Genomic DNA, 26,615 nt, shown 5'->3' on the forward strand with positions numbered 1-26,615 from the left:
GGCGCGCGTCGGGCGGCCCCGCGACAGTCGCGCGGACACAACCGGGCTCACTCAGCCACGAACAGACAACCACGAAGCAACAATGAGGACATGATGACCATCAGGACGGTGCTCTTGCATGCCGCGGCCGAGACCCTTGATCCCGGCCGCAGTGCCGCGCTCTACGCGCTCGGCCTTGCCCGCGCCTTCGAGGCCCATCTCGAAGCGCTGGTGCTGGAGCTGGATGTCGTGACGCCCAAAAGCCCGCCTGGCGCGCAGGGTGTGGCTGCCGTGTCTCCGCAGGTCCGGCAACGCAACGCGGACGTCGCCGCCGCCGCCCAGGCGTTGCGCGTGGCGGCGCATGAACGAGGCGTCGAGGCGTCAGTTATCACCGAACGCTCCCACATCCACAGCACGCCCGAGATCGCCACCGATCATGCGCGGCTGGCCGACATCGCGGTCGCCGGAACCTGCAATGAAGGGCTGCTGAGCGAGCGCATCGTGGCGGAGGCCCTGGTATTCCAGTCCGGCAGACCGGTGATCGTGGTGCCGGACGACCATGAGGCCGGCTTCAGCGCCGGGCGGATCGTGGTGGCCTGGGACTACAGCAGGGTGGCCGCCCGCGCCCTGTCGGACGCCTTGCCGCTGCTTCGCCGCGCGTCGGCGGTAACTTTGGTCTCGTTCGGCGATGACAAGAAGTTCAACGCCAGCCTCGGGCCCGATGACGTGCTGGCGGCACTGCGCCGTCGTGGCGTCGATGCCGGGTTTCACCAGGCCGAGCGTGGCAACCAGGACATCGGCGAGGCGATCAACGCCGCCGCCGCCGACTGTCGCGCCGACCTCCTGGTGATGGGCGGCTTCGGCCACTCCCGGCTGCGTGATTTCGTCCTTGGCGGCGCCACCCGCGGCATTCTCGCGGCGCCCCGGCTGCCGACCCTGATCTCGCACTAGAATGACACCGGGAACCGTCCACGAACCGCGGAGGCCCGCCGGCGACCCGATCGTGACCGGACACCCTGCTATGATGAACGAGAGACCCTATGGAATTTCTATTCGCTGACTGGCTGGGAACGCCTGCCTGGTTCTGGCTGGCCTTCCTCTTTCTTGTCATCGCGCTCACCGCGTTCGACCTCGGCGTCCTCCACAAGGAGGACCGGGAGATGGGGATCGGGGAAAGCCTCAAGCTATCCGTGTTCTACATCGGCATCGCACTGCTGTTCGGCGCGTGGATATGGTACGCGCGGGGGTCCGGACCCGGCATGCAGTATTATACCGGCTTCTTCATCGAGAAGGCGCTGTCGATCGACAACGTGTTCGTGATCAGCCTCATCTTCACCTATTTCGCCATTCCGGCGAAGTATCAGTACCGGGCGCTACTTTGGGGCATTATCGCGGTGATCGTGCTGCGCGGCCTGATGATCGCCGGCGGTGCCGCGCTGGTGAACGAGGCCTACTGGGTGCTGTACCTGTTCGCCGGCTTCCTGATTGTCACCGGCATCAAGATGTTCTTTGCCGGCGACCAGCCGATGGACGTGGCGAACAACCCGGCGGTACGGTTCATCTCCAGGCACATGCCGGTCACGCGGGAACTGCACGGCCAGCACTTCTTCGTGCGGACGGCGGACCCGAAGTCCGGCAAACGCGTGATCGCGGCAACGCCGCTGTTCCTGGCTCTGGTGGTGATCAACCTCGCCGACCTCGTTTTCGCCGTCGATAGTGTGCCAGCGATCTTCGCGATCACGACCGACACCTTCATCGTCTACACATCCAACATCATGGCGATCCTCGGCCTGCGCGCGCTTTATTTCGCGCTCGCGGCAATGGTGCACCGTTTTCATTATCTGAAATATGCGCTGGCGGCGGTGCTGATCTTCATCGGCGCGAAGATCTTCGTCTCCGACTTCCTGCTCGGCGGCGCGAAGTTTCCGCCGGTCCTGAGCCTCGGCGTCACCTTCGGGCTTATCGCGGCCGGGGTGCTCTACTCGCTGTGGAAAACCCGCGCGCAGCCAGAAGGCTGACTGACAGGCGGCCCGTTCCCGGCCATCCGCACGGCCCTTGCCGGCGCGGGTGACCGGGGCGGGCGCCGGCCTAAAAAGTGTATCCAATCCCGAACGACACGAACACCTGGTTAGGCGAGCCGATGTCGCGCACCAAGGGACTGTCGGCGATATCGCCCTGCAGCCGCTTGTAGCTTGCGATCCCGAACAGCGACCAGCCCTTGCGTCCGTCACCGAGGGCGTAATTGCCCAGGATGCTGCCGCCGACACTGGCGAAACCACCGTCGGGAGCGTGAGCGGGCAGCCCGGCGGCAATCGCGCCCGCCGGGGACACTCCAAAATAATAGTCTGCATAGTCCCCGCCGACGAACTCGGTGGTGACAGCCAGCTTCAGGAACATCCGCCGTCCCGCCAGGGTTGTGTACTCCAGCGCCGGGGTGATGACATGGCTGCGATGGGCACCCGCCACGTCCCACACCCCCGTAACCGCCAGCGCCAGCTTGTCGGTCCGGTTGAACACGCGACGGACGCCAACCGCACCGCGCGCACCCAGTTCAACCGCCACATCCAGCTCTCCCAGGGCCTCCACCCGCGCGTCATCGACATCACCCGTGCGGTTGAGGCGAACGCCTGCGGCAGGACCGAACTCGACATCAATCAACCGACTGGAATCATTGGGAATGGCGTCGACAAACAGCTGCAACCCGTTCAGCTGAAAATCATGTCCGCGCACGGTCCCCCGCAGCGCGCCGCCAGGGATGATCCGGTAATCGCGCCCACCGTCATAGTCCGTGGTCATCGCGACGCCGACACCCACCGTCACTGTATCAACCGGACGGCCAGCGCCTGACGCCGGCGGCGGCGGTGCATCCTGCGCATGGCCCGGCGTCGCCAGGGCCGACACAGCCAGCGCCGGGACTCCCAGGATCGCAAGGTTGAGAAGCGCACGCTGCATCACGATATTCCCTCGCAAAGATCCCGCCCGGCCGTCGTAAGGATCGTGGCCGGCCTGCACAAAAAACCTGGCCGGCGCGCCGGCCGATCCGAACACTGGCGACTACGATACGGTGACGACGTTGGCGCCAGACGGGACATGGCCGCTGCCATCGGCCAAATCAAGCTGGCACGGTCTGTCACCCGTTAGGTCGACAGCCAAATGCGACAGGCTGTTGCCGATGCCCCGCCCCCGCCGCCAAGCGTTACGACCACGATACAAATAGCCTCGCCCACGCCGGCACCCCGGCCCGCCACCTGTTGTCATCGGGTCACCCGGAGCAGGCCGCCAACCATCCTTCAGGCAACCATGTGCACAAAACAGTGTTTTGCGGAAATTTTACCTTGATAATCACCGCAAATGATATCTAATCGCCGCCAGCGCTGCCATTCCCGCCTTGCCCGCCCTCGGACAACGGGAACCACCGAATACCGAAAAGGCCCTGCCCATGGACGACCTCGTCACCCCCAAGACCGTCGACATCACCTACGAAACCGACACTCCCGTGCTCTACGAGGTCGACGGCGCCGTCGCCTGGGTGACCATGAACCGGCCGACCTACAACAACGCGCAGAACAGCCAGATGACCTATGCGCTCGATGCCGCCTTCCGACGGGCGGTCGATGATGACGCGGTCAAGGTCATCGTCCTGCGCGGTGCCGGCAAACACTTCTCCGCCGGCCACGACATCGGCACGCCGGGGCGTGATGTCCACAAAACGTGGCCGCGCCAGTACCTGTGGTATGACCACACCAACAAGCCCGGCGCCGAGTTCGCCTATGCCCGCGAGCAGGAAGTCTACCTCGGCATGTGCCGCCGCTGGCGCGATATCCCCAAGCCGACCATCGCCATGGTCCAGGGCGCTTGCATCGCCGGCGGCCTGATGCTGGCCTGGGTCTGCGACCTCATCATCGCCTCTGACGACGCCTTCTTCCAGGACCCGGTGGTGCGCATGGGCATCCCCGGCGTGGAGTATTTCGCCCACGCCTTCGAGTTGCCGACCCGCGTCGCCAAGGAACTGCTCCTGCTAGGCGACCGCATGCCCGCCCAGCGAGCCTATGACCTTGGCATGGTCAACAAGCTGGTCAGCCGGGAGGCCCTGCTGGCAACGACGCAGGAGGCCGCCGAACGTCTGGCGCAGATGCCGCGCCTCGGGCTGGCCCTCACCAAGCAGGCCGTCAACCATGTCGAGGATCTGCGCGGCAAGCGCACGGCGATGGATGCCGTGTTCCACATGCACCACTTTGCCCATGCCCAGAACGACCTGGTGTCCGGTGACCTTCTCGGCGGTATGCGCGGCAAGGATATGGCCGCGGCCAACAAGGCACGGGCGAAAGCAGTCACGACCGAGGACGACACAACCGGCCCGGCGTCAACCGGGGTCACCCCCGGCAAGGCCTGACCCCTGCCAGTCCCCCCGCCACCGCCGCTGCCCTTGCCATCACCGGAAACCGGGGCGGCGGCCGATGGTGGTCTATTGTCTTCGCGAAATCCATCCGTTAGTGCGTCGGAATGGACCTTGCCGACGCCAGCCTGGACTGGAACGGCGCGATGACGAGGCACAGAATGGACGGCAGCCCGCACGGCGGTTACGAATTCGATGATGTCGATCGCAGGATCGTCGAGATCCTCAAACGCAACGGGCGCGCGACCAACCAGCAGATCGCCCGCCGCCTGAGCCTGGCACCGGCCACCGTGAGCGCCCGCATCCGCCGCATGGAACAGGCCAACGCCCTGCGGGTGGTGGCGGTGTCCGACTTCAACGCCTACGGCTACGAAGCGCTGATGGCGATCGCCGTCGAAGTGCAGGGCCGACCGGCCGAGGACGTGGCGGCGGATCTCTCCGCCCTGCCCGAGGTCTTCGGCGCCCACCTCGTTACTGGTCGCTACGAGATCGAGCTGTTGGTCGCCCTCCAGAGCATGGACGACCTGCCCCGTTTCCTGCTGGAGGCCGTGTCCGCCATTCCGGGCATCCGCAACCTCTCCCCCGCGATCGCCGTCGACGTTGTCAAATACAAGTTCGACATCGCCCCGATCACCGAGCGAGGTGGCCAGTGAAAAAGCCCGACCTTGACGACCTCGACCGTCGCCTGATCGACCTGCTGTCCACCGACGCGCGGGTCAGCAACCGCAAGATCGCCGCCGAACTCGGCGTGACCGAAGGCACGATCCGCGGCCGTATCAAGCGGCTGCAACAGGACAACCTCATCCGCTTCACGGCGATCACCAACGCAAGCTATGTCGGCACGCCCCGACTGGTGCTGATCGGCATCGAGACCGACCAGGACAAGGTGCGCGAGGTCGCCCGCAAAATCGCCGACCTGCCGCAGATCAACGCCGTGCTCATCACGCTGGGTCGCTTCCACATTCTCGCTATCGGCCTGTTCGACGATCTCGACCAGATCTGGAACGTGGCCAACAACGAGCTGCTCGCCCTGCCCGGCGTCCGGCGGGTCGAGACCACCATCACCGTGCGGACGCTGAAGTACAACTACCGTACCGCCAAGATCACGCAGGCCCTCGAACTCGACGATGAGGAAGAGGACGACGAGGACTGAACGCCCCGTGACGGCCCGCCCGCCGCCTGCAAGGCCCGCCCCCGACAGGAGCGGGCCTTATCGTTTCCCGGCACGACCGGGGCGGCGACCCTTCCGGGGCACCGCCCGGCCGACGCACACCGACAGCCTGGCGTCGCGACATTGACAAGACGCCGAAAATAAGAGAACCGTCACCACGTGATGGCGCATTTGCGTAATATGGTGACAGATTATTTATGCATACAGACGGTATCGATACGCTGCCAGCGGCATTGGCCGCGGCTGCGGCGCGGTTCGGCGACGCCTGCGCCGTCGTCGACGGCGAACAGCGGCTGAGTTTCCTCGCGCTGGAGGAGGCGGTGCGCGCCGCGGCCGGCGCGCTCGCGCGCCACGGCATCGCCAAGGGGGACCGCATCGCGCTGTGGGCACCCAACCGCCTGGAGTGGATCATCGCCTGCCTTGCCGCCCAGTGCCTGGGCGCCATTGCGGTGCCGCTCAACACCCGGCTCAAGGGCACCGAGGCACAGTTCATCCTCAACAAGACCCGCGCCCGCCTGCTGTTCACGGTGCGCGGCTTCCTTGGCATCGACTACCCGGCGCTGCTTGATGGTCTGAACCTGCCGCACCTGGAGCGCATCGTCACCTTCGACGGTGACTGGGCGGCCTTCGTCGCCAGCGCCACGCCGGCAGACATCGCCCTGGCCACCGAACGGCGGGCGGCACTCACCGGGAACGACGCCGCCGACATCATCTTCACCTCCGGCACCACCGGCCTGCCCAAGGGCGTGCTGTGCGACCACGAACAGAACGTGCGCGCCTTCACCATCTGGGCCGACACCGTCGGTCTGCGCGCGGGCGACCGCTATCTGATCGTCAATCCGTTCTTCCACACCTTCGGCTACAAGGCCGGCTGGCTGGCCTGCCTGATCAAGGGCGCGACGATCTACCCGATGGCGACACTCGACGTGCCGGCGATGGCCGGGCTGATCGCCCGCGAGCAGATCACCGTGCTGCCCGGCCCGCCCACCATCTACCAGACCCTTCTGCAACAGGGCGTGACCGCCAATGACATCCCCTCGCTGCGGCTGGCCGTCACCGGCGCCGCCGCCATCGCGCCCGCGCTGATCGAGCGGATGCACGACGAGCTGGGCATCGATGTCATCTTGAGCGCCTATGGCCTCACCGAGTCCACCGGGCTCGTCACCGCGACACGGCCGGGTGACCCGCCGGTGCGCATTGCCACCACCAGCGGCAAGGCCATTCCCGGCGTCGAGGTCATATGCGTCGATGGCAACGGTCAGCCGGTCGGCGTTGGCGCGGAGGGCGAAATCTGGGTGCGCGGGTTCAACGTCATGCGCGGCTATTTCGAGGACCCGGCGGCGACGGCGGAGGCGATCGACGCCAACGGCTGGCTGCATACCGGCGACGTCGGCCGGCTGGACGCCGACGGCTATCTGCAGATCACCGACCGGCTGAAGGACATGTACATCTCCGGCGGCTTCAACTGCTATCCCGCGGAAATCGAGCGGCTGATGGCGGTCCATCCGGCCGTCGCCCAGGTGGCGATCATCGGTGTGCCGTGCGAGCGCATGGGCGAGGTCGGCAAGGCCTTCGTCGTCCGGCGTCCGGGCATGCAGCTCGATGCCGATACGCTGATCACCTGGTGCCGGGCGCAGATGGCCAACTACAAGGTACCGCGCCACATCGCCTTCATGGACAGCCTGCCGCTCAACGCCGCCGGCAAGGTGCAGAAGTTCTCCCTGAAGGATCGCTAAGGCCTGAAGGATCACCAAGGATCGCTGACGCCGGAGACGACAATGGCGGCAGAGGTATCCCCTGCCGCCATTGGCGGTCCTGCTGCTCGACGATCAGAGGAAGGTGTCGCCATTCTCCCGGCCGAGCAGGACGCCGCCGTAATTGCGGCCGACCTTCTCGAAATTATTGGCGACATGGGTGCGGCCGGTATGAATATCGCTGAAGATCCGCACCAGCGGGCTGTCGCGATAAATGCCATGCGCGCCGCAGGAATAGAACAGCCGGGAAATCAGCTGCGCGCAGCGCTCGACCACCGCCGCCGACTGATAGCGGTAATGCACCCGGTCCTCCATCTCCAGCGCCTGACCGGCCTTCAGCCGGGCCATCATCGCGTCAAAATTGCGGAACAGCGTCAGCTTCATCTCGTCGATGGCAACCGCGACGTCGGCGGCCACCAGCTGCGCTGTAGGGTCCATTGCCGTGGCCGAGAAATCGTTGACACTGACTTTCTTGGAGGCATAGGCGCGGAAGTGCTCCAGGCCCCCCGCCAGCGCGCCGATCGACGACGATGACACCGCCCGCACGAAAATCTGCCCGAACGGCAGGCGATAAAGCGGCGCGTCGTTAACCTTCAGTCCCGGGCTGGTGGTGTCGAAGCCGTCCTTCGAGCGATGGCTGCGGTAGGCCGGCACGAAGGCATCCTCCACCACCACGTCCTGGCTGCCGGTGCCGCGCAGGCCCAGCGTGTCCCACACCCGGACGATGGTGAAATCCGACCGCGGCACCAGGAAAGTGCGATAGTCGCCGCCCTTGCCGTCCGGCGACGGCACGATGCCGCCGAGGAACACCCAGTCGCAGTGATCGACACCGCTGGAGAAGCCCCAGCGCCCCGAAATGCGATAGCCGCCCTCCACCGGCGTCACCTGCGCCTTGGGCATGTAGGACGAGGCGATGCGGACAGCACTGTCCTTGCCCCAGACATCCTCCTGCGCCTGCGGGTCGAACAGCGCCAGCTGCCAGTTGTGCACGGCGATGACGCCATAGATCCAGGCGGTCGACATGCAGCCTTCGGCCAGCGTCATCTGGATCGAATAAAACACCTCCGGGTCCATTTCGTAGCCCCCATAGCGGCGCGGCTGCAGCACCCGGAAGAAACCGGCCTCGGCCATTTCGGCAACCGTCTCGTCGGGCACCTTGCAGTCCTGTTCCGCCTGCGCCGCGCGGGCCCGCAGGGCGGGCACCATCCGGCGGGCGGCCGCGATCAGATCGTCGCGGCGGGTCGTCTTTAGCAATGCATCCATGGTCGTTCTCCCCTTGTCGCCACCCCGTTTCGATGGGCGTGTGGCGTGTCAGAAACCCAGACTGAAATCATGGCCCCACAGGCTGACGGCCGTGCTCTCGAACACCGTGTGCGTTGCCCAGTCGATCACCCGGCCGCCATAGCCGAACTCGATGGCGAAGCCGGCCGGCGAGCGGAAATAGAAGGAGGTCACCGCGTCGTTCACATGCCGGCCCAGCGTCGCCATCAGCGGCACCTCGGCCTGGCGCACCCGGTCCATCGCCCGCCCCACCTCGTCCATCGACTCCACCTCCACCATCAGGTGGACGCAGCCGGCCGGCACCGAACCCTCGAACAGCGCCAGGCTGTGATGGCGGCCGTTGTTGCAGTGGAGGAAGTGGATACGCTGGGCGCCTTCGTCCGGCCCGTGGTGGGTCAGAATGTCGGCGGAGGCAAAGCCCATGACCTCGGTCATGAAGGCCAGCGTCCGGTCGAACGCCGGCGCCGGCAGCACGGTGTGCCCAAGCCCCAACGCGCCGGTGACGAAACGCGGCACGCCGGCGGGCGACGCAAAGCGGGCAAAGTCGCTGCGATGCCCCCAGATCAGCTCGTGGCGATTGCCGGCGGGATCGGCGAACCAGGCCATCTCGGTGGCGAACCGCGCCCGGGCTTGCGCCGGCGTGGCGACCGTCACGTCGACGCCGGCCTGCGCCAGCGCCCGCAACGCCGCCGCGAAGGCGGCCTTGTCCGCCACTTCCCAGCCACTGGCGGCGTAGCGGTCGGCTTCGGCCGGCTGGACGAACAGCCGGCAGGCCCGTTCGTCCATGCGCAGGCCGACACCGCCATCGGGCAGCGCCACCGGCTGCAGGCCGACGACATCGCCCCCGAACGACCGCCATTGGGCCGGATCGACGGCATCAATCACCACATAGGCCAGCGCGCGAATGTCCAAAACAACCTCCCCGGGACTCGGTAGATACCTTATTGCGTTTTTTATTGCACGTTTTTTTACGCATTTGTAATTGATATAGCTCAATATGAACTCATTCGCGCATCATGAGCCGCAGAATAAAAACGCCCCGCACGAGGCGGGGCGCTGCCGGCAGTCGGGATGAGCGGTGGCGGATCAGCCGAAGCGGGGCGGCATCAGGGCCGGATCGTCGCTGAGATAATAGTCGATCCAGCGGTGGAAATACTGGTTGCCCGGCTCGTTGCGGCCGAACACCACATGCTTGAGCGCGCCCGACTCCAGCCCGCGCTGCACCGACAGGCCGAGCAGATAATCCTCGTCGTTGACCACATCGCGGAAAAACTGGGTGATGGTGTCGAGGTCCACCTGCTCCTGGTCCGTCGCCGGCGGTTTGCGGGACAGGTAGTTCAGGATGGTCCGGTTCTTGTCCGGCGTCGGCCCCGGCAGCAGCTGGGCGATCTGGCACATCTCCGGCGCCACGAAGATTGACACGTTGGGAAACAGCGTGCGCACGAAATCATAGCCGTCATTCTCGTGCGCCGCCCAGTCATCGCGCGGCACCTGCCGCAGCTGGGGCAGCTTGTGCTGCGGGAAGCCGATGCGCAGATGCGGCCCGAACGCCTCGAACGTCATGACGTTGGACGGACTGCGCGTCGCCACCGTGTTGGCGTGCGCCGCCGCGAAGTGATAGCCCTCAAGATAGCCATCGTAGGCAACCTTCCAGTTGGCGCCGAAAATCTCCTTGGCGCCGTGGAAATGCCAGTTGGCGAAGTCGCAGTGCTCCAACTCCGCCACCATGCCGCCGAGGAAACCGCGCACATCGATGGGATGCCCCGGCGTCAGCACGACAAAGATCATGCCCGCCACTTCCTCGCACGGCAGCTTCGTCAGTCCGTGAGCCACCTTGTCGATGTCGCCGAACTTGGCGCGATCGGCGACGCCCAGCAGGCTGCCATCGTTGTTAAAGGTCCAACCATGGTAGATGCAGCTGAACCGGCTGCAATGACCCTTGCCATCGTTCACCACATGGGCGCCGCGATGGGTGCAGACGTTGAGCATGGCATGGGCCTTGCCGTCCTTGGTGCGGGTGATCAGCACCGGCTTGCCCATCACGTCCATCGCCTTGTAGTCGCCAGGGTTGGGCAGCTCGATGCTGAGCGCCAGCATCAGCGGCAGGCGCATGAAGATGCGGTCCATCTCCCGCGACCACTGGTCGGGGTCGGTGTAGCTGCGCGCTGGCACCCGCATTACGTCCGGCGCCTGATCGGTGGTGCCGTGTTCCAGATGGTCGAGCATCGTCTCGACCGCGTCCGCATAGTCCTGAACCAGATCCATCCTGTCCTCCACCCAAGGTCGGCGCCTTCAAGGTCGGCGCCTTGCCGCGCCCTCAGAAAAATCATTACGCGTTATCGATTGTGAGCATTGATTTCCCTCAAATGCCCATCCTATGAGAAGCGATAGGGCGACCGTTGGCGCCCGAGGGAGAGAGCACATCTTGGCGGCACGCAAGCGATACAACAGCCCGCTGATGGCGGAACGGCGCCAGCATATGCTGGCGCTCACCCGGCAGATGCTGGCGGAAAGTGGCTATGCCGGGCTGTCGATGCGGGCGCTGGCGGCGCGCGCCAATGTCGCCGTCTCCACCATCTATGCCGCGTTCGGCTCCAAGGACGATCTGATTTACGAGGCCAGTTCAGAGCTTTACCAGCAGTCTTTCGACCTCGCCTCGGCCAGTCCGCACCGTCCGTCGCTGGAGATCATCGCCCTGGTCTGCGACGGGCTGGGCCGCAACACCCGCCCCTCCGTCGCCTATGCCCAGGCCTGCTGCCGCATCTATTTCCTGGCGGAGCGTGACTCCACCCTCGGCCGGAAGCTGTCCAGCCTGCTGCACGACTGGATTCTCGATCTGCTGGGCACGCTGCGGGCGCGGGATGAGTTGCAGCCATGGACGCCGCTGGCCACGCTGGCCCAGGACATCAGCTCGCACTTGTGGGCGATGGTGTACGACTGGACGCTCGGCCGGTACCCGGACGCCACGCTGGGCACCCGCTACGAGCTGATCCTGACCACGGCCCTGCTGCCCTATGCCACCCCCGCCTTCCAGCCGGCCCTGACGGCGCGCGTCGACGCCCTGGCCCGGCTGCTCGCCGGCTGAAGCCCCGATGCACTGCAACATCGAAACACGTTAGTCTTTTTGACAGGCCGCGCCACCGGCCGCCTCGGCTAGACTGCCCCGATGGCCGGCACCGCATCGCCGGCCACTGCTATGGGCCACACCACCTGCCGGGGAGACCGCCACCATGACCGCCTTCCAGCCGATTGCCGCCGACCGGATTTCCCGCTGGGACCGCAGCGTCGATGTCCTCATCATCGGTTACGGCATCGCCGGCGCCTGCGCGGCCCTGGAGGCGCACCGGGCCGGCGCCGAGGTGCTGGTGGTCGAACGCGCCAGCGGTGGCGGCGGTGCCAGCGCGCTGTCGTCGGGCATCTTCTACCTCGGCGGCGGCACCGCCGTGCAGCAGGCCTGCGGCTACGAGGATGACGCCGAGGAAATGTACAAGTTCCTCATGGCCAGCACCCAGGCGCCCGACGCGCAGCTGGTGCGCCGCTACTGCGACGACAATGTCGAGCATTTCAACTGGCTGGAGGCCCAGGGCGTGCCGTTCGAGCGCACCAGCTTCAAGGGCAAGGCGGTGTTTCTCAACACCACCGAATGCCTGTTCAGCACCGGCAGCGAAAAGGTCTGGCCGTTCCGCGAGGTCGCCAAACCCGCCCCGCGCGGCCACAAGGTGGCGGGTCAGGGCGAAAATGCCGGTGCGGTGGGCATGGCGGCGATCCTGCAGCGCTGCACGGACGAAGGCGTGCCGGCGCTCTACGATGCCCAGGCCACCGGTCTCGTCGTCGACGCCTCGGGGCGCGTCGTCGGCGTGCAGGCGAAACAGCTGGGCACGACGCTGCACCTTCAGGCCCGGCGCGGCGTCATCCTCGCCACCGGCGGCTTCAACATGAACAAGACGATGCTGGCCGAACACGCGCCGCGCATGCTGGGCAACGCCGAGCCGCTCGGCATCCCCTACAACGATGGCGCCGGCATCACCATGGGCCACGCCGCCGGGGCCGACACCCAGGCAATGGGCGGCGTCATCGCCACGGCGTCCTTCTATCCGCCGGCCCAGCTGATCAAGGGTATCCTGGTCAACCGTCGCGGCGAGCGTTTCGTCGCCGAGGATGCCTATCACGGCCGCACCGCCGACTTCATCATCGAGCAGCCCGGCCACACCGCCTATCTCATCGTCGACGCCGACATTTTCGCCTACCCGGAAATCACCTCGGCCGGCCACACGCTGGTGGACGGCTGGGAGACGGTGGCCGAGATGGAAGCCGGGCTCAACATGCCGGCCGGCGCCCTGCAGCGCACCATCGCCGACTACAACCGGCACGCCGTCCACGGCGAGGACCCGCTGCTGCACAAGCACCCCGACTGGGTGAAGCCGCTGGACAAGGGGCCGTATGCCGCCTTCGACGTGTCGTTCAACAAGTCGGTCTATCTGTTTCTGACGCTGGGCGGGCTCAAGACCACCGCGCGGACGGAAGTCCTGCGGGCCGACGGCACCATCATTCCCGGCCTCTACGCCGTGGGCGCCTGCGCCTCGTCCATCCCGCAGGACGGCAAGGGTTACGCCAGCGGCCTGAGCCTGGGGCCGGGCTCCTACTTCGGCCGTGTCGCCGGCCGCCAGGCCGCCGCCGCCAACGCGACGGCCTGAACCGGCATCACCGAGCCCGCAGCCTTACAGGCCGAAACCGCCGGAGACGTTGATCTGCTGCCCCGTCACGTAGGCGGCACGGCTGGAGGCGAGAAACACCGCCGCATGACCGATGTCCTCCGGCCGGCCCCACCGCTTGAGCGCCAGCATCTTCTGGGTCTCGTCGACCCAGGCCTGCGGGAAGGCACCCTGCCTGGTCAGTTCGAGGAACATCCCGGCCTCGATCACGCCCACCAGCACGCTGTTGGCGCGCACGCCGTATTTGCCTTCCTCGCGGGCAATGCCGCGCACCAGCGACTCGTTGCTGGCCTTGGGCGCCACCGACAGGCCGTCCTTTTCCGGCCAGCGCATGTGCCCGGCCGAGCCCAGCGTGACGTAGGAGCCGCCACCTTGGGCGCGCAGATGCGGCAAGGTCGCCTTGAACGCGGTGAAGAAGCCGTTGACCTCGATATCGATCGCCCGCCGCCACTGTTCCTGCGTCGTCTCGGCGAGATAGACCTGATCCACCAGCGGACCCGCCGCCCACACCACCGTATGGATACGCCCGTGGGCGGCAATCGCCGCCTCGACGGTGGCGCGCACCTGGGCAGGATCGAGCACGTCGACGGCATGCGTCGTCGCCTTGCGTCCGAGCCCGGCGATCGATGTCGCCAGCCCATCGGCCACCGCCTGCTTCGAGCGGTAGGTGATCGCCACGTCGGAGCCTGCCTCGGCAAACGCCTGCACCACCCCCTGGCCAATGCCGCCGCTGCCGCCGAACACCAGCGCCGCGCCGGCCGGGAACATCGGTTCGCCACTCGCGGCCGCGTGTGTCAGGACGTCACTCATCGCCTCTCCCCCTTCGGATCTGATGGCCTGCGACATGGCGCGGCCTGATTGATTATGTTTTTCGTAGTACATGAATTATTTTTCTACGCAATACGCCATCGCGAACGCGCGCGATGCCCCGTTTCGACGAGCGCTGCCCATCCACCCGCGACGCTGCCCGCACGCCCGGTCATGCGGCCAATTACTTTGGGCTTGAAATATATCGGCGACGCCATAGCCTGACGACGGATCGGGAGACCCACATGACACTCGACAGACGCGACCTGCTGAAGCGCGCCGCCGGCGGGCTGGTGCTGGCCCAGATGGCCTCCGGCCTCAGCTGGACAACCCCGGCCCGCGCCGCCGCCGCGCAGGCGCCGTTGCGCACCCTCAGCGCCACCGAGGGCAGGATCATCGCCGGCCTGGGTGACGTGCTGGCACCGGGTGCGGCGACTCTCGGGCTGGCGCATTATCTCGACCACCATCTCAGCGTGGCGCCGGCCGAGAGCCTGCTGATGCTGCGCTATCTCGACGTCCTGCCGCCCTACATCGGTTTCTACCGCGCGGGCCTCGCCGCCACCGAAGCGCTGCGGGCCCGCCTGCTGGGTGTGCCGCTGGAGGCCATGACCGCCGCCGACTGGCAGCGCCTGCTGCAGGCCATGCTGGCGCCGGACCTCGCTGGCTGGCAGGGCCCGCCCGCCGGCCTGTTCTATTTCGCCCTGCGCGGTGATGCGGTGGACGTCGTCTATGGCACGCGCGCCGGCTTCGAGCGCCTGGGCGTTGACTATCTGGCCCACATCGAACCGGAGACCGACTGGTGAGCCCGCCCTCTGCTGCCCCGACCGACACGGTTGACGTCCTCATCGTCGGCGCCGGCGCCGCCGGTTCGCTGCTCGCCGCCCGGCTGGCCCAGGCCGGCAAGTCGGTCCTGGTGCTGGAGGCCGGCCCGCCGTGGAATGGCGGCGATCTGGTCAGCTCGCACATCTGGAGCCGGCGCCTGCGCTGGGGCGGCCCCGGCGTCGCCACCACCGGCGCCCAACCGATCGGCTTTGGCTACAATGCCGGCTGGGGCGTCGGCGGTGCGGCGCTGCACCACTACGGCACCTGGCCGCGCCTGAAACCCGCCGACTTCACCATGCACAGCCGCTACGGTCGCGGGCTGGACTGGCCGATCGGCTACGACGATCTGCGCCCCTATTACGACACGATCCAGGAGGAAGTCGGCGTGTCCGGCGACGCCGAGGCCGAAGTCTGGCGACCGGCCGGCGCCCCCTACCCGATGCCGCCGCTGCAGTCGTTCAAACAGTCCGCCGTGCTGGCGCGCGGCTTCAAGGCGATGGGCAAGCGCGTGGCGCCGGCGCCGATGGCCATCACCTCGACCGAATACAAGGGTCGACCGGCCTGCATGTACGACGGCTGGTGCGATGCCGGCTGCCCGATCATGGCGCTGGCCAATCCGCAGGTGCTCTACCTGCCGCAGGCGGAAGAGGCCGGTGCGCGGATCGTCGCCAACGCCGCCGTCACCCGCCTGCTCGCCAGCCGCAAGGACCGGGTGGATGGCGTCGAATATCGACTGGCCGACGGCACCCTGGTGCGCCAGTCGGCCCGCCTGGTCATTCTGGCCGCCTCGGTGGTCGGCAACCCCGCCCTGCTGCTCAATTCCGCCTCCGACCTGCACCCGCGTGGCATCGGCAACGCCACCGGCCTGGTCGGCCGCTACGTCATGACCCATGCCCTGGTGCAGATCGCCGGCCTGTTCACGGAGGAGACCGAGCCGCATCTGGGCGTGATTGGCGCTCACCAGATCTGCCACGACGACTATGACAAGCAGGCAACGCCGGGCGCCTTCGGCAGCCGGCAATGGCTGATCGCCCCGGCAATCAAGCCCAACGACCTAGCGGGCCTGGCCAATGTCCGCGCCGACCTGGTCGGCCCGGCGCTGGATGCCTTCATGCGCCGCGCCGTGCGCCACGCCGCCAACATGATCGGCATGAACGAGGAAGAGCCCCACCGCGACAACCGGGTCGAGCTGACCACCGACACCAACGCCTGGGGCGTCAAGGGCGCCCGGCTGGTGCACGGCTTCTCGGAGGATGCCCGCAAGCTCTGGCAGGCGATGGCCGACGAAGGCATGGCGATCTTCAAGGCCGCCGGCGCGACGGACGCCTGGCACAGCCCGATGAACTCCGCCCACCTGATGGGCGGCACCGTCATGGGCACCGCACGCGACAACTCGGTCACCGATTCCCATGGCCGGGTGCACGACCTGCAGAACCTGTTCATTGCCGGCGCCGGCCTGTTCCCGACCTCCGGCGCCGCCAACCCGACCTTCACGCTGCACGCGCTGGCGGCCCGCAGCGCCGAGCGAATCATCGCGCACTGGGGCCAGTACGCCGTCTAACACGGTGGCGCCCGCCGCTCAGTCCTCGTGGGCCGGCCGGTGGGTCGCCGCGACCCGGGCGGCCTGTTCGTAGATGCCCGACAGCAGGTCGAGCGTCTGGGTTGCCTGGCGCATCCGCTCATCCAGCCCCGGCACCGCCTGGGCATAGTCGCCCAGCAGATTGGCGCGCAGCGCCGCATAGGCGTCGGTCAGCTGCATGCCGGCGTCGGTCACCACATAGACGCTGTTCGCCCGGCCGCTACCGCCCAGCTTGACCAGCCCCAGCTTGACCAGCTTGCGCAATGCATATTGCAGGTTGGGCACGTCGTCGCGGTTGGTCAGGCGAGCGATTTCCTTCAGACTCTTGGGCCGGTCGTTGAGGCGGATGACATGCAGCATCGCGTTCTCGCCGCCGCTGAGCGCCAGGCCGCTGACGGCGGCGAAACACTCCGCCTGCCAGCGCGAAAAGGCCTCCTGGGCCCGCATCAGCGCGTATTCCAGCTCGGTCAGCGGCACCTCGGCCTCCGTGCGTGCCAGATGCCAGCGGCGGTCGAGCGTGCCGTCCGCCCCGGGCCGGGCGACATGAGACGGTGCGGTTGGGCGACGGGCCACGAACATTCTCCCCTGCTGAGACTGCGCCATCATAGCGCGTTTTTAAGGATAGACTCCAATGTAATTCACATTTAAATTTAAAGTATAAAACATATCAACAGCAGCAGAGGGAATTGGGACAATGAGTGAACCGCGCAATCGCATGTTCCGGCGCAACCATTTCAAACTGGGTACGTTTTCCGCCAACTGCTCCAGCGGCATGGCGGTCACCAAGGTGCCCGAACGCTGGGTCAACAGCTGGGAGAACAACCTGCGCATGGCGCAGATCTGCGATGCCAACGGCATCGACTTCCTGCTCCCCATCGCCCGCTGGATCGGCTACGGCGGCGAGACTGATTTCCACGGCTCGGTGCTCGAAACCATGACCTGGGCGGCCGGCCTGCTGGCCTCGACGCAGCGGATTTCCGCCATCGCCACCATCCACACCGCCTGCAACCATCCGGTGGTGATCGCCAAGCAGATCGCCACCATCGACCAGATCGGCCAGGGCCGCGCCGGTCTCAACATCGTCGCCGGCTGGAACCAGCCCGAATATGAAGCGATGGGCCAGACCCTGCCCGACGATCACGAGACCCGCTACGGCTATGCCCAGGAGTGGTTCGACATCATCAAGAAGCTGTGGCGCGAGCCCAAGGCGTTTGACTGGGAAGGCACCTACTTCAAGCTCAAGGGCGTGTATGGCAACCCCAAGCCGATCTCCGGCACGCCGCCGATCGTCAACGCCGCCGGCTCGCCGCAGGGCCGCGAGTTCGCCATGCGCAACGCCAACTTCCTGTTCACGCCGGCGATCGACCTGGAGCGCTCGAAGGACGAGATCGCCGAGCTGAAGGAACAGTCGACCCATGTCGGCCGCGAGGTCGACGTGCTGACCTTCTCCACCGTGGTCTGCCGGGCGACGGAAAAGGAAGCCAAGGATTATCTCGAATACTATGCCCGCCAGAACGCCGACTGGGAGGCGGTCGACAATCTGGTCAAGCTCCAGTTTGCCCACGCCCACAGCTTCCCGCATGACCTGCTGGCGCTGATCCGCGATCGCATGGCCGCCGGCCACGGCGGCTTCCCGCTGGTCGGCACGCCTGAACAGGTGGCTGACGGCATCACCGCCCTGCACAATGCCGGTTTCGGCGGCACCACGCTGGCCTTCGTCAACTACGCCGAGGAACTGCCCTACTTCTGCGACACCGTGCTGCCGATCCTGGAAGAGCGCGGCATCCGTCGCGGCGGCTGATCGCCTGCAACGGCGTGCAAGAAAAAGGGGAGCATGGCGTGCCATGCTCCCCTTCAGTTTCAAGGCTCAGGAAAAAAGGTTCAGGACGAAGTCCGCACTCAGCCGGCCAGCGGCATCAGACTGCCGAACTGCCCGTTCATGTAGAGCAGCGGGCCAATCGCCTCGTTGGTCCGCACCGCCACCACGTCGCCAATCACCATGCCGTGGGTGCCAACCTCAACGATGTCATGCACCCGGCACTCAAAGGCCGCCAGCGCGCCCGGCAGCACCGGGCTGCCCGTCACACCCGCCTCCCAGCCGCCAGTGGCGAACCTCTCGTCGAGTCCCTCGACGGGCATGGCGAAGCGCTGGGCCAGCGCCAGCCCATCCTCCGCCAGCACATTGACGCAAAATGCCCCCGCGTCCCGCACCAGGGCGTAGCTGCGCCCGGCCCGGTTGATGCCGACCAGCAGACGCGGCGGTTCGGCACAGACGGAGCAGACCGCCGTCGCCGTCAGACCCGCCCTCGCCCCCGCGTGGTCGGCGGTGATGATGCAGACCGCACCGGTGAGTTGCCGCATCCCGCGCTTGAAAGCCTGCGTATCCGTATAGTTGATCTCGGCGGCGTGATCTTGCGACATCGTCTATCCTCCGATGGGCTGCGACTGACAGCGCCACCCCTATCCCGACGACCGGGCGGCTTGCTATCCGCGATCGACCCGCCGCTATCCAGCCCGTGCAAGAAACGCAGATGCCAGATCATCATGCTCCCATGTCTCAATATATGAGATTGTCTGGCTAACACTCCTGATTGGCCGCGCGGGAGACCAGCAGCAGCCATTTTCATCAAGCCGTCACAGTATTAGCCTCGGCGCAATAAATGGCGGCGGGAGGCGCGCCTCAGGCAGCACGACAAGCCTGGCATGGGAAGCGAAGTGACATGACCGCGATGCGCGACATGGACATGCACGGGGGTATTTCGCGCTTCGAGGCTCACTCGATGCTCGCCCCCCTGCTGAGCCGCACGTTCCGACCGGAACATCTGCTGTTCGAATCCGACGATCTCGATGAGACGCGAACGCTGGTCGCCGATGTTTTCTGCCCGCACACCCTGATCCAGAAGGACCCACGCGGCCGCCTGAACGCCTTTCAGTACCTCGCCACCGCCAACGCGGTCTCGCTGAGCTACATGGGCTATGGCGCCGACGTGCTGGTCGACCCTGGCTGTCTGGAGAGATTCTTCCTGGTCCAGATGCCGCTGGAGGGGCAGGCCGAGATCAGCATCGGCAGCCGGTCGTTCATGACCGGCACCCGCACGGCGTCCATTCAGGCGCCAACCGAATCCCTGAAGATGCGCTGGTCGGAGGACTGCCGGAAACTGGTGGTGCGTATCGACCGCAAGGCGCTGGAACTGCAACTGAGCCATCTGCTGGGTCGCAGCCTCAGCGAACCACTGGTGTTCGATCCAGTGCTCGACATGACCTCGGCCAACGGCCGTGTCTGGTGGCAACAGGTAATGGCGGCGCTAGAGGCCATGCCGCACACCGCGGGGCTGCCTTGCGGTGGCCTGCTGGGTGCCCAGCTCGACCACGGCCTGATGACCAGCCTGCTGTTCCTCCAGCCCAACAATTACTGGCCGCAATTGCGCGCGCGCATGGCGCCCGCCGTCCCCCGTCATGTTCGCCTGGCCGAAGAGCATATCCGCACCCACCCGGATGAGGATATCAGCATGGAGCAGCTCGCCGTGCTTTGCGGCACATCCGCCCGCACGCTCTATGCCGCCTTCAAGCTGCATCGCGGCGTGTCACCGATGCAGATGCTGCGCGACATCCGGCTCGAACGCGCGCGCGACGACCTGTTGCATCAGACCGAACAGACCACCAGCGTCACCGACACCGCGCTGCGCTGGGGTTTCTCCCACCTCGGCCGCTTCGCCGTCTCGTACAAGAAGCGTTTTGGCGAATCTCCCTACCAGACACTGCGCCGCTGACCCCGTCGGATTTCTCATTTCCGGGGCATGCTCCCGACCTCCTGCAAAGAGCGGATAACGCCTGCACACATCGGATTGCGAGCCTGGGCGAGCCGTTGCTCATATCCGACGATCGGATTTGTCGAGCAAGGAACGGAGAGATCCATGCGGCGCATTACCATCGTGGGAGCTGGCCAGGCAGGCCTGCACCTTGGCATCGGCCTGGTGCAACAGGGCTACGAGGTCACCATTCTGTCCAACCGCACGCCCGAACAGCTGCGGGATGGCACCGTGCTGTCGAGCCAGTCGATGTACGACATGGCGCTGTCGCTGGAACGTGAACTCGGCATCGATTTCTGGGAAGACAACAGCCCGAAGTATCGCGCCGCCGCCATGAGCATCGCCAACAGCGCCGGCGAGGTGATGTGCGAATGGGAAGGCCTGATGGACAAGCCGGGCCAGTCCATCGACCAGCGCGTCAAGATGCCGGTGTGGATGGCGCATTTCGAGAAGCTGGGCGGCAAGCTGGTCTATGTCGACGCTGACATCGACACACTGGAGGATTATGCCACCAGTTCCGATCTCCTGCTCGTGGCTTCCGGCAAGGGCGCTATCGGCCAGATGTTCGAGCGCGACCCTTCCAAGTGCGTGTTCGACAAGCCGATGCGTATTCTCGCCCTGACCTATGTGGAGCCGATGAAGCCGCGCAATGGTCCGCCCGCCATCAGCATCAACATCAACCCTGGCATCGGCGAGCTCGTCACTTTCCCCGGCCTGACGCTCAGCGGCGAATGCGACATCTTCACCATCGAGTGTGTGCCGGGTGGTCCGATGGACTGCTGGGACGACGTCAAGACGCCACAGCAGCATCTGGAAACCAGCGAGCGTTTGCTGCGCGAGTTCTTCCCGCGCGAAGCGGAACGCATCGACGGCAACCTGAAGCTGACCGATGATCGCGGCATCCTGCGCGGGCGGATCACGCCCACCATCCGCAAGCCGATCGGCAAGCTGCCATCGGGTGCGCTGGTGTTCGGGCTTGCCGACGCCATCGCGCTCAACGATCCGCTCACGGGTCAGGGTTCGAACAACGCCTCGAAATGCGCGAAAATCTACCTGGACAGCATTCTTGAACGCGGCGGCAAGCCGTTCGATGCCGAGTGGATGCAGCAGACTTTCGATGTGTTCTGGGATTACGCGCGCTGGCCGACCCAGTACACCAACCAGGTGCTGGTGCCGCCGCAACCGCATATCCTCGATATTTTCAAGGCGGCGGGCCGCAATCCGCAGATCGGCTACCTGATGGCCAACAGCTTCAACGACCCCAAGAGCATCGCGCCCTGGTACTACGACGCCACCGCCGCGCAGGACTTTCTCGCATCGATGGCTGCAGCCGCCTGACCAACGTCTGATGGCGGGAATGGCGCGCCATCGTCACAATCACCCAAACAGAACCAAAACGTACAGGGAGACCAGAATGATCGACGTCACCAAATGGACGGCCCGTGCCGTCCTTGCAACAGGCTGTGCCGCGGGCGCTCTGGCCGCAGTGAGTCCGGCGACGGCCTGGGCCAACGCGGCGGCGGATGAAACCGCCGTGAGCCTTGAGGAAATCACTGTCACCGCCCGCAAGCGCGAGGAGAACCTTCAGGCCTCACCGGTCTCGATCGCCGCCTTTTCCGCCGCCAATCTGGAAGCGCGCCAGGTTAACAACATCGCCGACATCGGCAAGTTCACGCCCAACATGAGCTTCGAGAACGGCGCGAACATCGGCGGCAGCTCGGCGTCCGTCACCATGTTCATCCGCGGCATCGGCCAGACCGATTTCAACCTGACCATCGACCCCGGCGTCGGCCTTTACGTCGACGGTGTCTATGTCAGCCGCTCGGTTGGTGCGTTGCTCGACACCGCCGATGTCGAGAGCGTCCAGGTGCTGCGCGGCCCGCAGGGCACGCTGTTCGGCAAGAACACCATCGGCGGCGCCGTCGTCATCACCTCGAAGCGCCCCTCCGACGAGCTGGAATTCAGCGTCGAGGCAACCACCGGGCGCTACGACCGTTTCGATGCCAAGACCACGATTAACGTACCGATCACCGACCGTTTCAAGATCCGCGCCTCCGGCTCGGTGCAGACCCGCGACGGCTATGTCGAGCGGCTCACCGACGGCGAAATGATGGGCAACCAGAAGTCGCTGTCCGGCCGGCTGGTCGCCGAGTTCAACGCCACCGACAACTTCACCGTCACGCTGGCTGTCGACGGCAACAAGCGTCGCGAACAGGCGGCGCCGCCGATCCTGCTCGACACCAATGAATTCGGCCAGTTCGCCGGCTTCAACAACTTTGCCCTCAACAGCTGCACGCCGGGCTCCACCAGCAGCGTCTGCTACAACGACCACTGGATCACCGGCGACAAGTACAAGACCTGGGCCGGCGACGACAACGAGTCCAACATGGACCTGTGGGGCGTCTCGATGACCCTCGACTGGGACCTCGACCTGCTGGCGGTCAAGTCGATCACCGCCTACCGCAAGCTCGACAGCGACTTCGTGCTCGACATCGACGCCTCGCCGCTGACCATCTCGTCCTCGGCCAACGAATACAGCCAGAAGCAGTTCAGCCAGGAGTTCCAGTTCTCCGGCCGCGCCCTCGACGACAAGCTGAAGTGGCTGCTGGGCCTCTATTACCTCAAGGAAAAGGGCACCGACCGCAACTACCTGTCCTTCTCGATCGCCGACTTCCTCAGCGGCGGCAAGGTCGACAACGACAGCTATGCCGCCTTCTCGCAGGTCAGCTACGATCTCACCGACAAGCTGTCGGTGACGCTGGGCGCCCGCTACACCTACGAGAAGAAGCGCTTCCTGCCCAACCAGTACATCATCAACGACTTCACCGGCGGCGACCTGCTGATGCTCAGCCGCTGCTACATCGCCACGACGCCGACCCTGCCGCCCAATCCGCTGTGCGCCGCCGACCCGACGCTCAACCCGGACGGCAACCGCATCCTGCCCTACGTCCAGGTCAGCACCACCGCCAAGGAGTTCACCCCGGCGATCACCGTCGACTACAAGGTCACCGACGAGGTGCTGGCCTATGCCAGCTACTCCAAGGGCTTCAAGTCCGGCGGCTTCACCCAGCGCGTGTTCCCGCCGGAAAGCGAGACGCCGAGCTTCACGCCGGAGTTCGTCAACAGCTACGAGGTCGGCCTGAAGACCGAGTGGTTCGACCGCCGCCTGCGCCTCAACGGCGCGGCCTTCTACACCGACTATTCGGACCTGCAGATCGTCGTCAACGAAGGCATCGCGCCGAAGGTGCGCAACGCCGGCAAGGCGCGCATCAAGGGCTTCGAGCTGGAGTATGAAGTGGCGGTGGCCGAGGGCATCCGCTGGTCGGGCGGCGCCGGCTACACCGACGCCTATTACCTGGAAGTGCCGGCGATCGCCTCGCCGGTGACGGTGGCCTCCAAGCTGCCGAACGCACCGAAATGGACCGCGACCTCCGGCCTGTCGGCCGACGTCTGGACCACCGAGGCCGGCACGCTGAGCCTGCGCGGCGACTGGTCCTACAAGGGCGGTCACTACAAGGACGCGGTGAACTCCGCCGCGCTCTACCAGAAGGGCGTCAGCCTGTTCAACGCCTCGGCCACCTTCACCGCGGCGGACGAACACTGGAGCGCAACCTTCGGCGCCACCAACCTGACCAACAAGAAATACCTGCTCAGCGGCTACCAGGACCTCGCCGCCGCGTCCGCCGTCGAGGGCACCTTCTCCCGTCCCCGCGAGTGGTACCTCAAGCTCAAGTATCAGTACTGATACCAGAGGCTTTGAAGTCCCTGCCGGACACACTGGCGGCGCGGGGTCAAACCCGCGCCGTCCTTGTGTCTGCGCGCCGCGAACAGGCACATCGGCGCGCCCCACCCTATCCCGCCTTGTGAGAATCCGGACATCCCGGCATATGGCGGGCACGGGCAAACAGGGCTAACCGTCAGCGGACAGATTTCCTTTACGTCTGCCCGATGCCAACAGATCAGCAAGCAGGAGAACCGCCGATGTCCGCTGATGCCGTGACCCAAGCCGCCGCCCGCCTGCGCGTTGCCAGCGAGACCCGTCAGCCCTGTGCGCCGGTGATCGACCTGATCCCCCCCGGTGACGTCGCCGCCGCTTATGCGGTGCAGGACATCAACACCGATCTCGGCCTCCAGGCCGGCCGTCGTCTGGTCGGCCGCAAGATCGGCCTCACCTCCAGGGCCGTGCAGACCCAGCTGGGTGTCGACCAGCCGGATTTCGGCATGCTGTTCGCCGACATGGACGTCGCCGACGGCGAGACCGTCGCCATGAGCCGGCTGCTGCAGCCCAAGGTCGAGGCGGAGATCGCCTTCGTGCTCGGCCGCGACCTGTCCAACACCGACATCACCACGGCCGAACTGATCAACGCCGTCGACTATGCGGTCGCGGCTATCGAGATCGTCGACTCCCGCATCGCCAACTGGAAGATCAGCATCGCCGACACCATCGCCGACAACGCCTCCTCCGGCCTGTTCGTGCTGGGCACCCAGCCCCGGCGGCTGTCGAAGCTGGACCTGCCGGCCTGCGCCATGAGCATGACCGCCAACGACACGGAAGTCTCAAAGGGCAACGGAGCGGCCTGCCTGGGTCACCCGCTCTATGCCACCCGCTGGCTGGCCATCAAGCTCGCCGAAATGGGCCGCCCGCTCAAAGCCGGCGACGTCGTGCTCTCCGGCGCGCTCGGACCGATGGTTGCGGTCGAGCCCGGACAGGCCTATGTCGCCCGCATCAGCGATCTCGGCACCGTGCGTGTGCAGTTCGAAGCATAAGGTCAATTCGATGAGCGCCAACCTCTACGCCGCTTTTCTGGAACGCCAGACCCCCTACGCCGACAAGGTGTTCCTGAACTGGTCCGACCGCCTGAGCCTGACCTACGGCGACCTGCCGGCCGCCGTCGGCCGCTACCAGGCGGCCCTGGTGGCGCTGGGCTGCCGCCCGGGCGACCGGCTGATCGTCCAGGCCGAGCGCTCACCGGCGTTCATCATGCTCTACCTCGCCTGTCTCGCCGCCGGCGTGATCTTCATTCCGCTCAACACCGCCTACACGCCGGACGAACTGGCCTATTTCATCGGTGACGCCGAGCCACGGGTGGTGGTTGGCCAGGCGGCGACGCGGGCGATCCTTGAGACCGCGGCCGCCGGCGTCGAGGGCGCGCGGATCGTCACCATCGAGGGCGACGGCACCGGCACGCTGGAGCAGCAGGCCGCCGCCGCGACGCCGCTGACAAGCGTGCATCCGTCCGCCGTCGACGACGTCGCCTGCATTCTCTATACCTCCGGCACCACCGGCCGCCCCAAGGGCGCCATGCTGAGCCACGGCAACCTGTCGAGCAACGTCGCGGCCCTGACCGAGGCCTGGCGGTTCAGCGCCGATGATGTGTTGCTGCACACCCTGCCGCTGTTCCATGCCCACGGCCTGTTCGTTGCCCTGCAGCTGTGCCTGTGGAACGGCTGCACCGTGCTGGCGCTCGACAAGTTCGAGCCCAACGCCGTGATCGACGCGCTGCCGCGCGCCAGCGTGTTCATGGGCGTGCCGACCTTCTACACCCGCCTGCTCGCCAGCGGCCGTCTCACCCGCGAGGCCTGCCGCACCATGCGGCTGTTCGTCAGCGGTTCCGCCCCGTTGCTGCCGCAAACCTTCGACGAATTCGAGGCCGCCACCGGCCACCGCATTCTTGAACGCTACGGCATGACCGAGACCATCATGATCACCTCCAACCCCTACGAGATGAGCGGCCGCAAGGCCGGCACCGTGGGCTATGCCCTGCCCGGCATCGAGGTGCGGATCGTCGATGGTGACGGCAAGGTGGTTGGCGACGGCGTCGTCGGCGACCTGGAAGTGCGCGGCCCCAACGTGCTCAAGGGCTACTGGCGCAAGCCGGAGGCAACGGCGCAGAGCTTCCGCCCCGGTGACTGGTTCATCACCGGCGACGTCGCGGTCGCCGAGGCCGATGGCCGGGTGACGCTGGTCGGCCGCTCGAAGGACCTGATCATTTCCGGCGGCTACAACGTCTATCCGGCGGAAGTCGAGAGCGTGCTCAACGACCTGCCGGGCATCAAGGAGAGCGCCGTCATCGGCGTGCCGCATCCCGATTTCGGCGAAGGCGTGGTCGCGGTGCTGGTGGCCGAGGATGGCGCCACCCTCGACACCGCCGCCATTGACGCGGCGATCGCCGACAAGCTGGCCAAGTTCAAGCGGCCGAAACTCTACGAAGTACGGGCGGAATTGCCGCGCAACACCATGGGCAAGGTGCTCAAGGCCCAGCTGCGCCAGGATCTCGGCAAGACCTTCACCGCCTGAGGCTCAC

23 protein-coding genes are annotated in these 26,615 nt (G+C 66.1%); 16 read left to right on the forward strand and 7 right to left on the reverse strand.

Annotated elements, in window-relative coordinates; translation table 11 throughout:
* Window positions 1-93: 93 nt before the first annotated feature.
* Entirely contained in the window at window positions 94-930 is an 837-nt protein-coding gene (locus ABU113_RS13455) for a universal stress protein (RefSeq protein ID WP_454560014.1), read from the forward strand.
* An 89-nt stretch (window positions 931-1,019) separates the two neighbouring features.
* Entirely contained in the window at window positions 1,020-1,997 is a 978-nt protein-coding gene (locus ABU113_RS13460; RefSeq protein WP_454560015.1) for a TerC family protein, read from the forward strand.
* Between the two features lie 70 nt (window positions 1,998-2,067).
* Here the strand turns inward: ABU113_RS13460 and ABU113_RS13465 are convergent, their stop codons facing one another.
* Window positions 2,068-3,027 carry a MipA/OmpV family protein gene (locus ABU113_RS13465; RefSeq protein WP_454560016.1) on the reverse strand — a complete coding sequence of 320 codons (960 nt, stop codon included), beginning with the start codon at window positions 3,025-3,027 and terminating at the stop codon, window positions 2,068-2,070.
* A gap of 391 nt (window positions 3,028-3,418) precedes the next feature.
* Here ABU113_RS13465 and ABU113_RS13470 point away from each other — a divergent pair, with 391 nt between their 5' ends.
* The 4 genes from ABU113_RS13470 to ABU113_RS13485 all read left to right on the forward strand — a co-directional run bounded on the left by ABU113_RS13470 (window position 3,419) and on the right by ABU113_RS13485 (window position 7,282).
* Window positions 3,419-4,372, forward strand: a complete 954-nt coding sequence (locus tag ABU113_RS13470; RefSeq protein WP_454560017.1) for an enoyl-CoA hydratase — start codon at window positions 3,419-3,421, stop codon at window positions 4,370-4,372.
* A gap of 110 nt (window positions 4,373-4,482) precedes the next feature.
* Complete coding sequence (locus ABU113_RS13475) at window positions 4,483-5,028, forward strand: Lrp/AsnC family transcriptional regulator (RefSeq protein ID WP_454560018.1); 546 nt, start codon at window positions 4,483-4,485, stop codon at window positions 5,026-5,028.
* A complete protein-coding gene (locus ABU113_RS13480; protein WP_454560019.1) occupies window positions 5,025-5,528 on the forward strand; it encodes an Lrp/AsnC family transcriptional regulator in 504 nt (167 codons plus the stop codon). Before ABU113_RS13475 ends, ABU113_RS13480 begins: the two co-directional genes overlap by 4 nt.
* A 215-nt stretch (window positions 5,529-5,743) precedes the next feature.
* Window positions 5,744-7,282: a FadD3 family acyl-CoA ligase gene (locus tag ABU113_RS13485; RefSeq protein ID WP_454560020.1), complete on the forward strand. Its 1,539-nt coding sequence runs from the start codon at window positions 5,744-5,746 to the stop codon at window positions 7,280-7,282.
* A gap of 93 nt (window positions 7,283-7,375) precedes the next feature.
* On the opposite strand, the gene ABU113_RS13490 is transcribed toward ABU113_RS13485, so the two are convergent.
* From ABU113_RS13490 to ABU113_RS13500, 3 genes are all read right to left on the reverse strand, one after another.
* Window positions 7,376-8,563, reverse strand: coding sequence for a flavin-dependent monooxygenase (locus ABU113_RS13490; protein WP_454560021.1), 1,188 nt, complete (start codon window positions 8,561-8,563; stop codon window positions 7,376-7,378).
* A 48-nt stretch (window positions 8,564-8,611) separates the two neighbouring features.
* Complete coding sequence (locus tag ABU113_RS13495; RefSeq protein ID WP_454560022.1) at window positions 8,612-9,493, reverse strand: VOC family protein; 882 nt, start codon at window positions 9,491-9,493, stop codon at window positions 8,612-8,614.
* Window positions 9,494-9,667: 174 nt separating this feature from the next.
* Window positions 9,668-10,846: an aromatic ring-hydroxylating oxygenase subunit alpha gene (locus tag ABU113_RS13500; RefSeq protein ID WP_454560023.1), complete on the reverse strand. Its 1,179-nt coding sequence runs from the start codon at window positions 10,844-10,846 to the stop codon at window positions 9,668-9,670.
* A 160-nt stretch (window positions 10,847-11,006) separates the two neighbouring features.
* On the opposite strand from ABU113_RS13500, the gene ABU113_RS13505 reads away from it, so the two are divergent.
* Window positions 11,007-11,666: a TetR/AcrR family transcriptional regulator gene (locus ABU113_RS13505; protein ID WP_454560024.1), complete on the forward strand. Its 660-nt coding sequence runs from the start codon at window positions 11,007-11,009 to the stop codon at window positions 11,664-11,666.
* 145 nt (window positions 11,667-11,811) lie between these two features.
* Window positions 11,812-13,275 carry an FAD-binding protein gene (locus ABU113_RS13510; RefSeq protein WP_454560025.1) on the forward strand — a complete coding sequence of 488 codons (1,464 nt, stop codon included), beginning with the start codon at window positions 11,812-11,814 and terminating at the stop codon, window positions 13,273-13,275.
* Between the two features lie 24 nt (window positions 13,276-13,299).
* On the opposite strand, the gene ABU113_RS13515 is transcribed toward ABU113_RS13510, so the two are convergent.
* Window positions 13,300-14,103 carry an SDR family NAD(P)-dependent oxidoreductase gene (locus ABU113_RS13515; protein WP_454560026.1) on the reverse strand — a complete coding sequence of 268 codons (804 nt, stop codon included), beginning with the start codon at window positions 14,101-14,103 and terminating at the stop codon, window positions 13,300-13,302.
* 242 nt (window positions 14,104-14,345) lie between these two features.
* On the opposite strand from ABU113_RS13515, the gene ABU113_RS13520 reads away from it, so the two are divergent.
* Both ABU113_RS13520 and ABU113_RS13525 read left to right on the forward strand, forming a co-directional pair.
* Window positions 14,346-14,903 carry a gluconate 2-dehydrogenase subunit 3 family protein gene (locus ABU113_RS13520; RefSeq protein ID WP_454560027.1) on the forward strand — a complete coding sequence of 186 codons (558 nt, stop codon included), beginning with the start codon at window positions 14,346-14,348 and terminating at the stop codon, window positions 14,901-14,903.
* On the forward strand, window positions 14,900-16,483 hold the full coding sequence (locus tag ABU113_RS13525) for a GMC oxidoreductase (protein WP_454560028.1): 1,584 nt from the start codon (window positions 14,900-14,902) through the stop codon (window positions 16,481-16,483). Before ABU113_RS13520 ends, ABU113_RS13525 begins: the two co-directional genes overlap by 4 nt.
* Window positions 16,484-16,501: 18 nt before the next feature.
* On the opposite strand, the gene ABU113_RS13530 is transcribed toward ABU113_RS13525, so the two are convergent.
* Entirely contained in the window at window positions 16,502-17,074 is a 573-nt protein-coding gene (locus ABU113_RS13530; protein ID WP_454560029.1) for a winged helix DNA-binding protein, read from the reverse strand.
* A gap of 121 nt (window positions 17,075-17,195) precedes the next feature.
* Here ABU113_RS13530 and ABU113_RS13535 point away from each other — a divergent pair, with 121 nt between their 5' ends.
* Window positions 17,196-18,302, forward strand: a complete 1,107-nt coding sequence (locus ABU113_RS13535) for an LLM class flavin-dependent oxidoreductase (protein ID WP_454560030.1) — start codon at window positions 17,196-17,198, stop codon at window positions 18,300-18,302.
* 98 nt (window positions 18,303-18,400) lie between these two features.
* Here the strand turns inward: ABU113_RS13535 and ABU113_RS13540 are convergent, their stop codons facing one another.
* A complete protein-coding gene (locus ABU113_RS13540) occupies window positions 18,401-18,922 on the reverse strand; it encodes a flavin reductase family protein (RefSeq protein WP_454560031.1) in 522 nt (173 codons plus the stop codon).
* Window positions 18,923-19,221: 299 nt separating this feature from the next.
* Between ABU113_RS13540 and ABU113_RS13545 the strand changes: the two genes are divergently transcribed.
* From ABU113_RS13545 to ABU113_RS13565, 5 genes are all read left to right on the forward strand, one after another.
* Window positions 19,222-20,271, forward strand: coding sequence for an AraC family transcriptional regulator (locus tag ABU113_RS13545; protein WP_454560032.1), 1,050 nt, complete (start codon window positions 19,222-19,224; stop codon window positions 20,269-20,271).
* A gap of 144 nt (window positions 20,272-20,415) precedes the next feature.
* Window positions 20,416-21,648, forward strand: coding sequence for a styrene monooxygenase/indole monooxygenase family protein (locus tag ABU113_RS13550; RefSeq protein WP_454560033.1), 1,233 nt, complete (start codon window positions 20,416-20,418; stop codon window positions 21,646-21,648).
* A 76-nt stretch (window positions 21,649-21,724) separates the two neighbouring features.
* The gene (locus ABU113_RS13555; protein WP_454560034.1) at window positions 21,725-24,055 is read left to right on the forward strand and encodes a TonB-dependent receptor; all 2,331 of its coding nucleotides are present in this window, start codon (window positions 21,725-21,727) and stop codon (window positions 24,053-24,055) included.
* A 236-nt stretch (window positions 24,056-24,291) separates the two neighbouring features.
* Window positions 24,292-25,077 carry a 2-keto-4-pentenoate hydratase gene (locus ABU113_RS13560; RefSeq protein ID WP_454560035.1) on the forward strand — a complete coding sequence of 262 codons (786 nt, stop codon included), beginning with the start codon at window positions 24,292-24,294 and terminating at the stop codon, window positions 25,075-25,077.
* A gap of 10 nt (window positions 25,078-25,087) precedes the next feature.
* Window positions 25,088-26,608, forward strand: coding sequence for an AMP-binding protein (locus ABU113_RS13565; RefSeq protein WP_454560036.1), 1,521 nt, complete (start codon window positions 25,088-25,090; stop codon window positions 26,606-26,608).
* Window positions 26,609-26,615 lie beyond the last annotated feature (7 nt).

Source organism: Parapedomonas caeni, from assembly GCF_041060555.1.
Classification (GTDB): Bacteria; Pseudomonadota; Alphaproteobacteria; order Sphingomonadales; family Sphingomonadaceae; genus CAUJIW01.

What these genes read in the sequence shown, in the direction of transcription:
- ABU113_RS13455 (WP_454560014.1), top strand. Translation starts at nt 94, where the DNA reads ATGACCATCAGGACGGTGCTCTTGCATGCCGCGGCCGAGACCCTTGAT.
- ABU113_RS13460 (WP_454560015.1), top strand. Translation starts at nt 1,020, where the DNA reads ATGGAATTTCTATTCGCTGACTGGCTGGGAACGCCTGCCTGGTTCTGG.
- ABU113_RS13470 (WP_454560017.1), top strand. Translation starts at nt 3,419, where the DNA reads ATGGACGACCTCGTCACCCCCAAGACCGTCGACATCACCTACGAAACC.
- ABU113_RS13475 (WP_454560018.1), top strand. Translation starts at nt 4,483, where the DNA reads ATGGACCTTGCCGACGCCAGCCTGGACTGGAACGGCGCGATGACGAGG.
- ABU113_RS13485 (WP_454560020.1), top strand. Translation starts at nt 5,744, where the DNA reads ATGCATACAGACGGTATCGATACGCTGCCAGCGGCATTGGCCGCGGCT.
- ABU113_RS13490 (WP_454560021.1), bottom strand. Translation starts at nt 8,563, where the DNA reads ATGGATGCATTGCTAAAGACGACCCGCCGCGACGATCTGATCGCGGCC.
- ABU113_RS13500 (WP_454560023.1), bottom strand. Translation starts at nt 10,846, where the DNA reads ATGGATCTGGTTCAGGACTATGCGGACGCGGTCGAGACGATGCTCGAC.
- ABU113_RS13510 (WP_454560025.1), top strand. Translation starts at nt 11,812, where the DNA reads ATGACCGCCTTCCAGCCGATTGCCGCCGACCGGATTTCCCGCTGGGAC.
- ABU113_RS13515 (WP_454560026.1), bottom strand. Translation starts at nt 14,103, where the DNA reads ATGAGTGACGTCCTGACACACGCGGCCGCGAGTGGCGAACCGATGTTC.
- ABU113_RS13520 (WP_454560027.1), top strand. Translation starts at nt 14,346, where the DNA reads ATGACACTCGACAGACGCGACCTGCTGAAGCGCGCCGCCGGCGGGCTG.
- ABU113_RS13535 (WP_454560030.1), top strand. Translation starts at nt 17,196, where the DNA reads ATGAGTGAACCGCGCAATCGCATGTTCCGGCGCAACCATTTCAAACTG.
- ABU113_RS13540 (WP_454560031.1), bottom strand. Translation starts at nt 18,922, where the DNA reads ATGTCGCAAGATCACGCCGCCGAGATCAACTATACGGATACGCAGGCT.
- ABU113_RS13545 (WP_454560032.1), top strand. Translation starts at nt 19,222, where the DNA reads ATGACCGCGATGCGCGACATGGACATGCACGGGGGTATTTCGCGCTTC.
- ABU113_RS13550 (WP_454560033.1), top strand. Translation starts at nt 20,416, where the DNA reads ATGCGGCGCATTACCATCGTGGGAGCTGGCCAGGCAGGCCTGCACCTT.
- ABU113_RS13555 (WP_454560034.1), top strand. Translation starts at nt 21,725, where the DNA reads ATGATCGACGTCACCAAATGGACGGCCCGTGCCGTCCTTGCAACAGGC.
- ABU113_RS13560 (WP_454560035.1), top strand. Translation starts at nt 24,292, where the DNA reads ATGTCCGCTGATGCCGTGACCCAAGCCGCCGCCCGCCTGCGCGTTGCC.
- ABU113_RS13565 (WP_454560036.1), top strand. Translation starts at nt 25,088, where the DNA reads ATGAGCGCCAACCTCTACGCCGCTTTTCTGGAACGCCAGACCCCCTAC.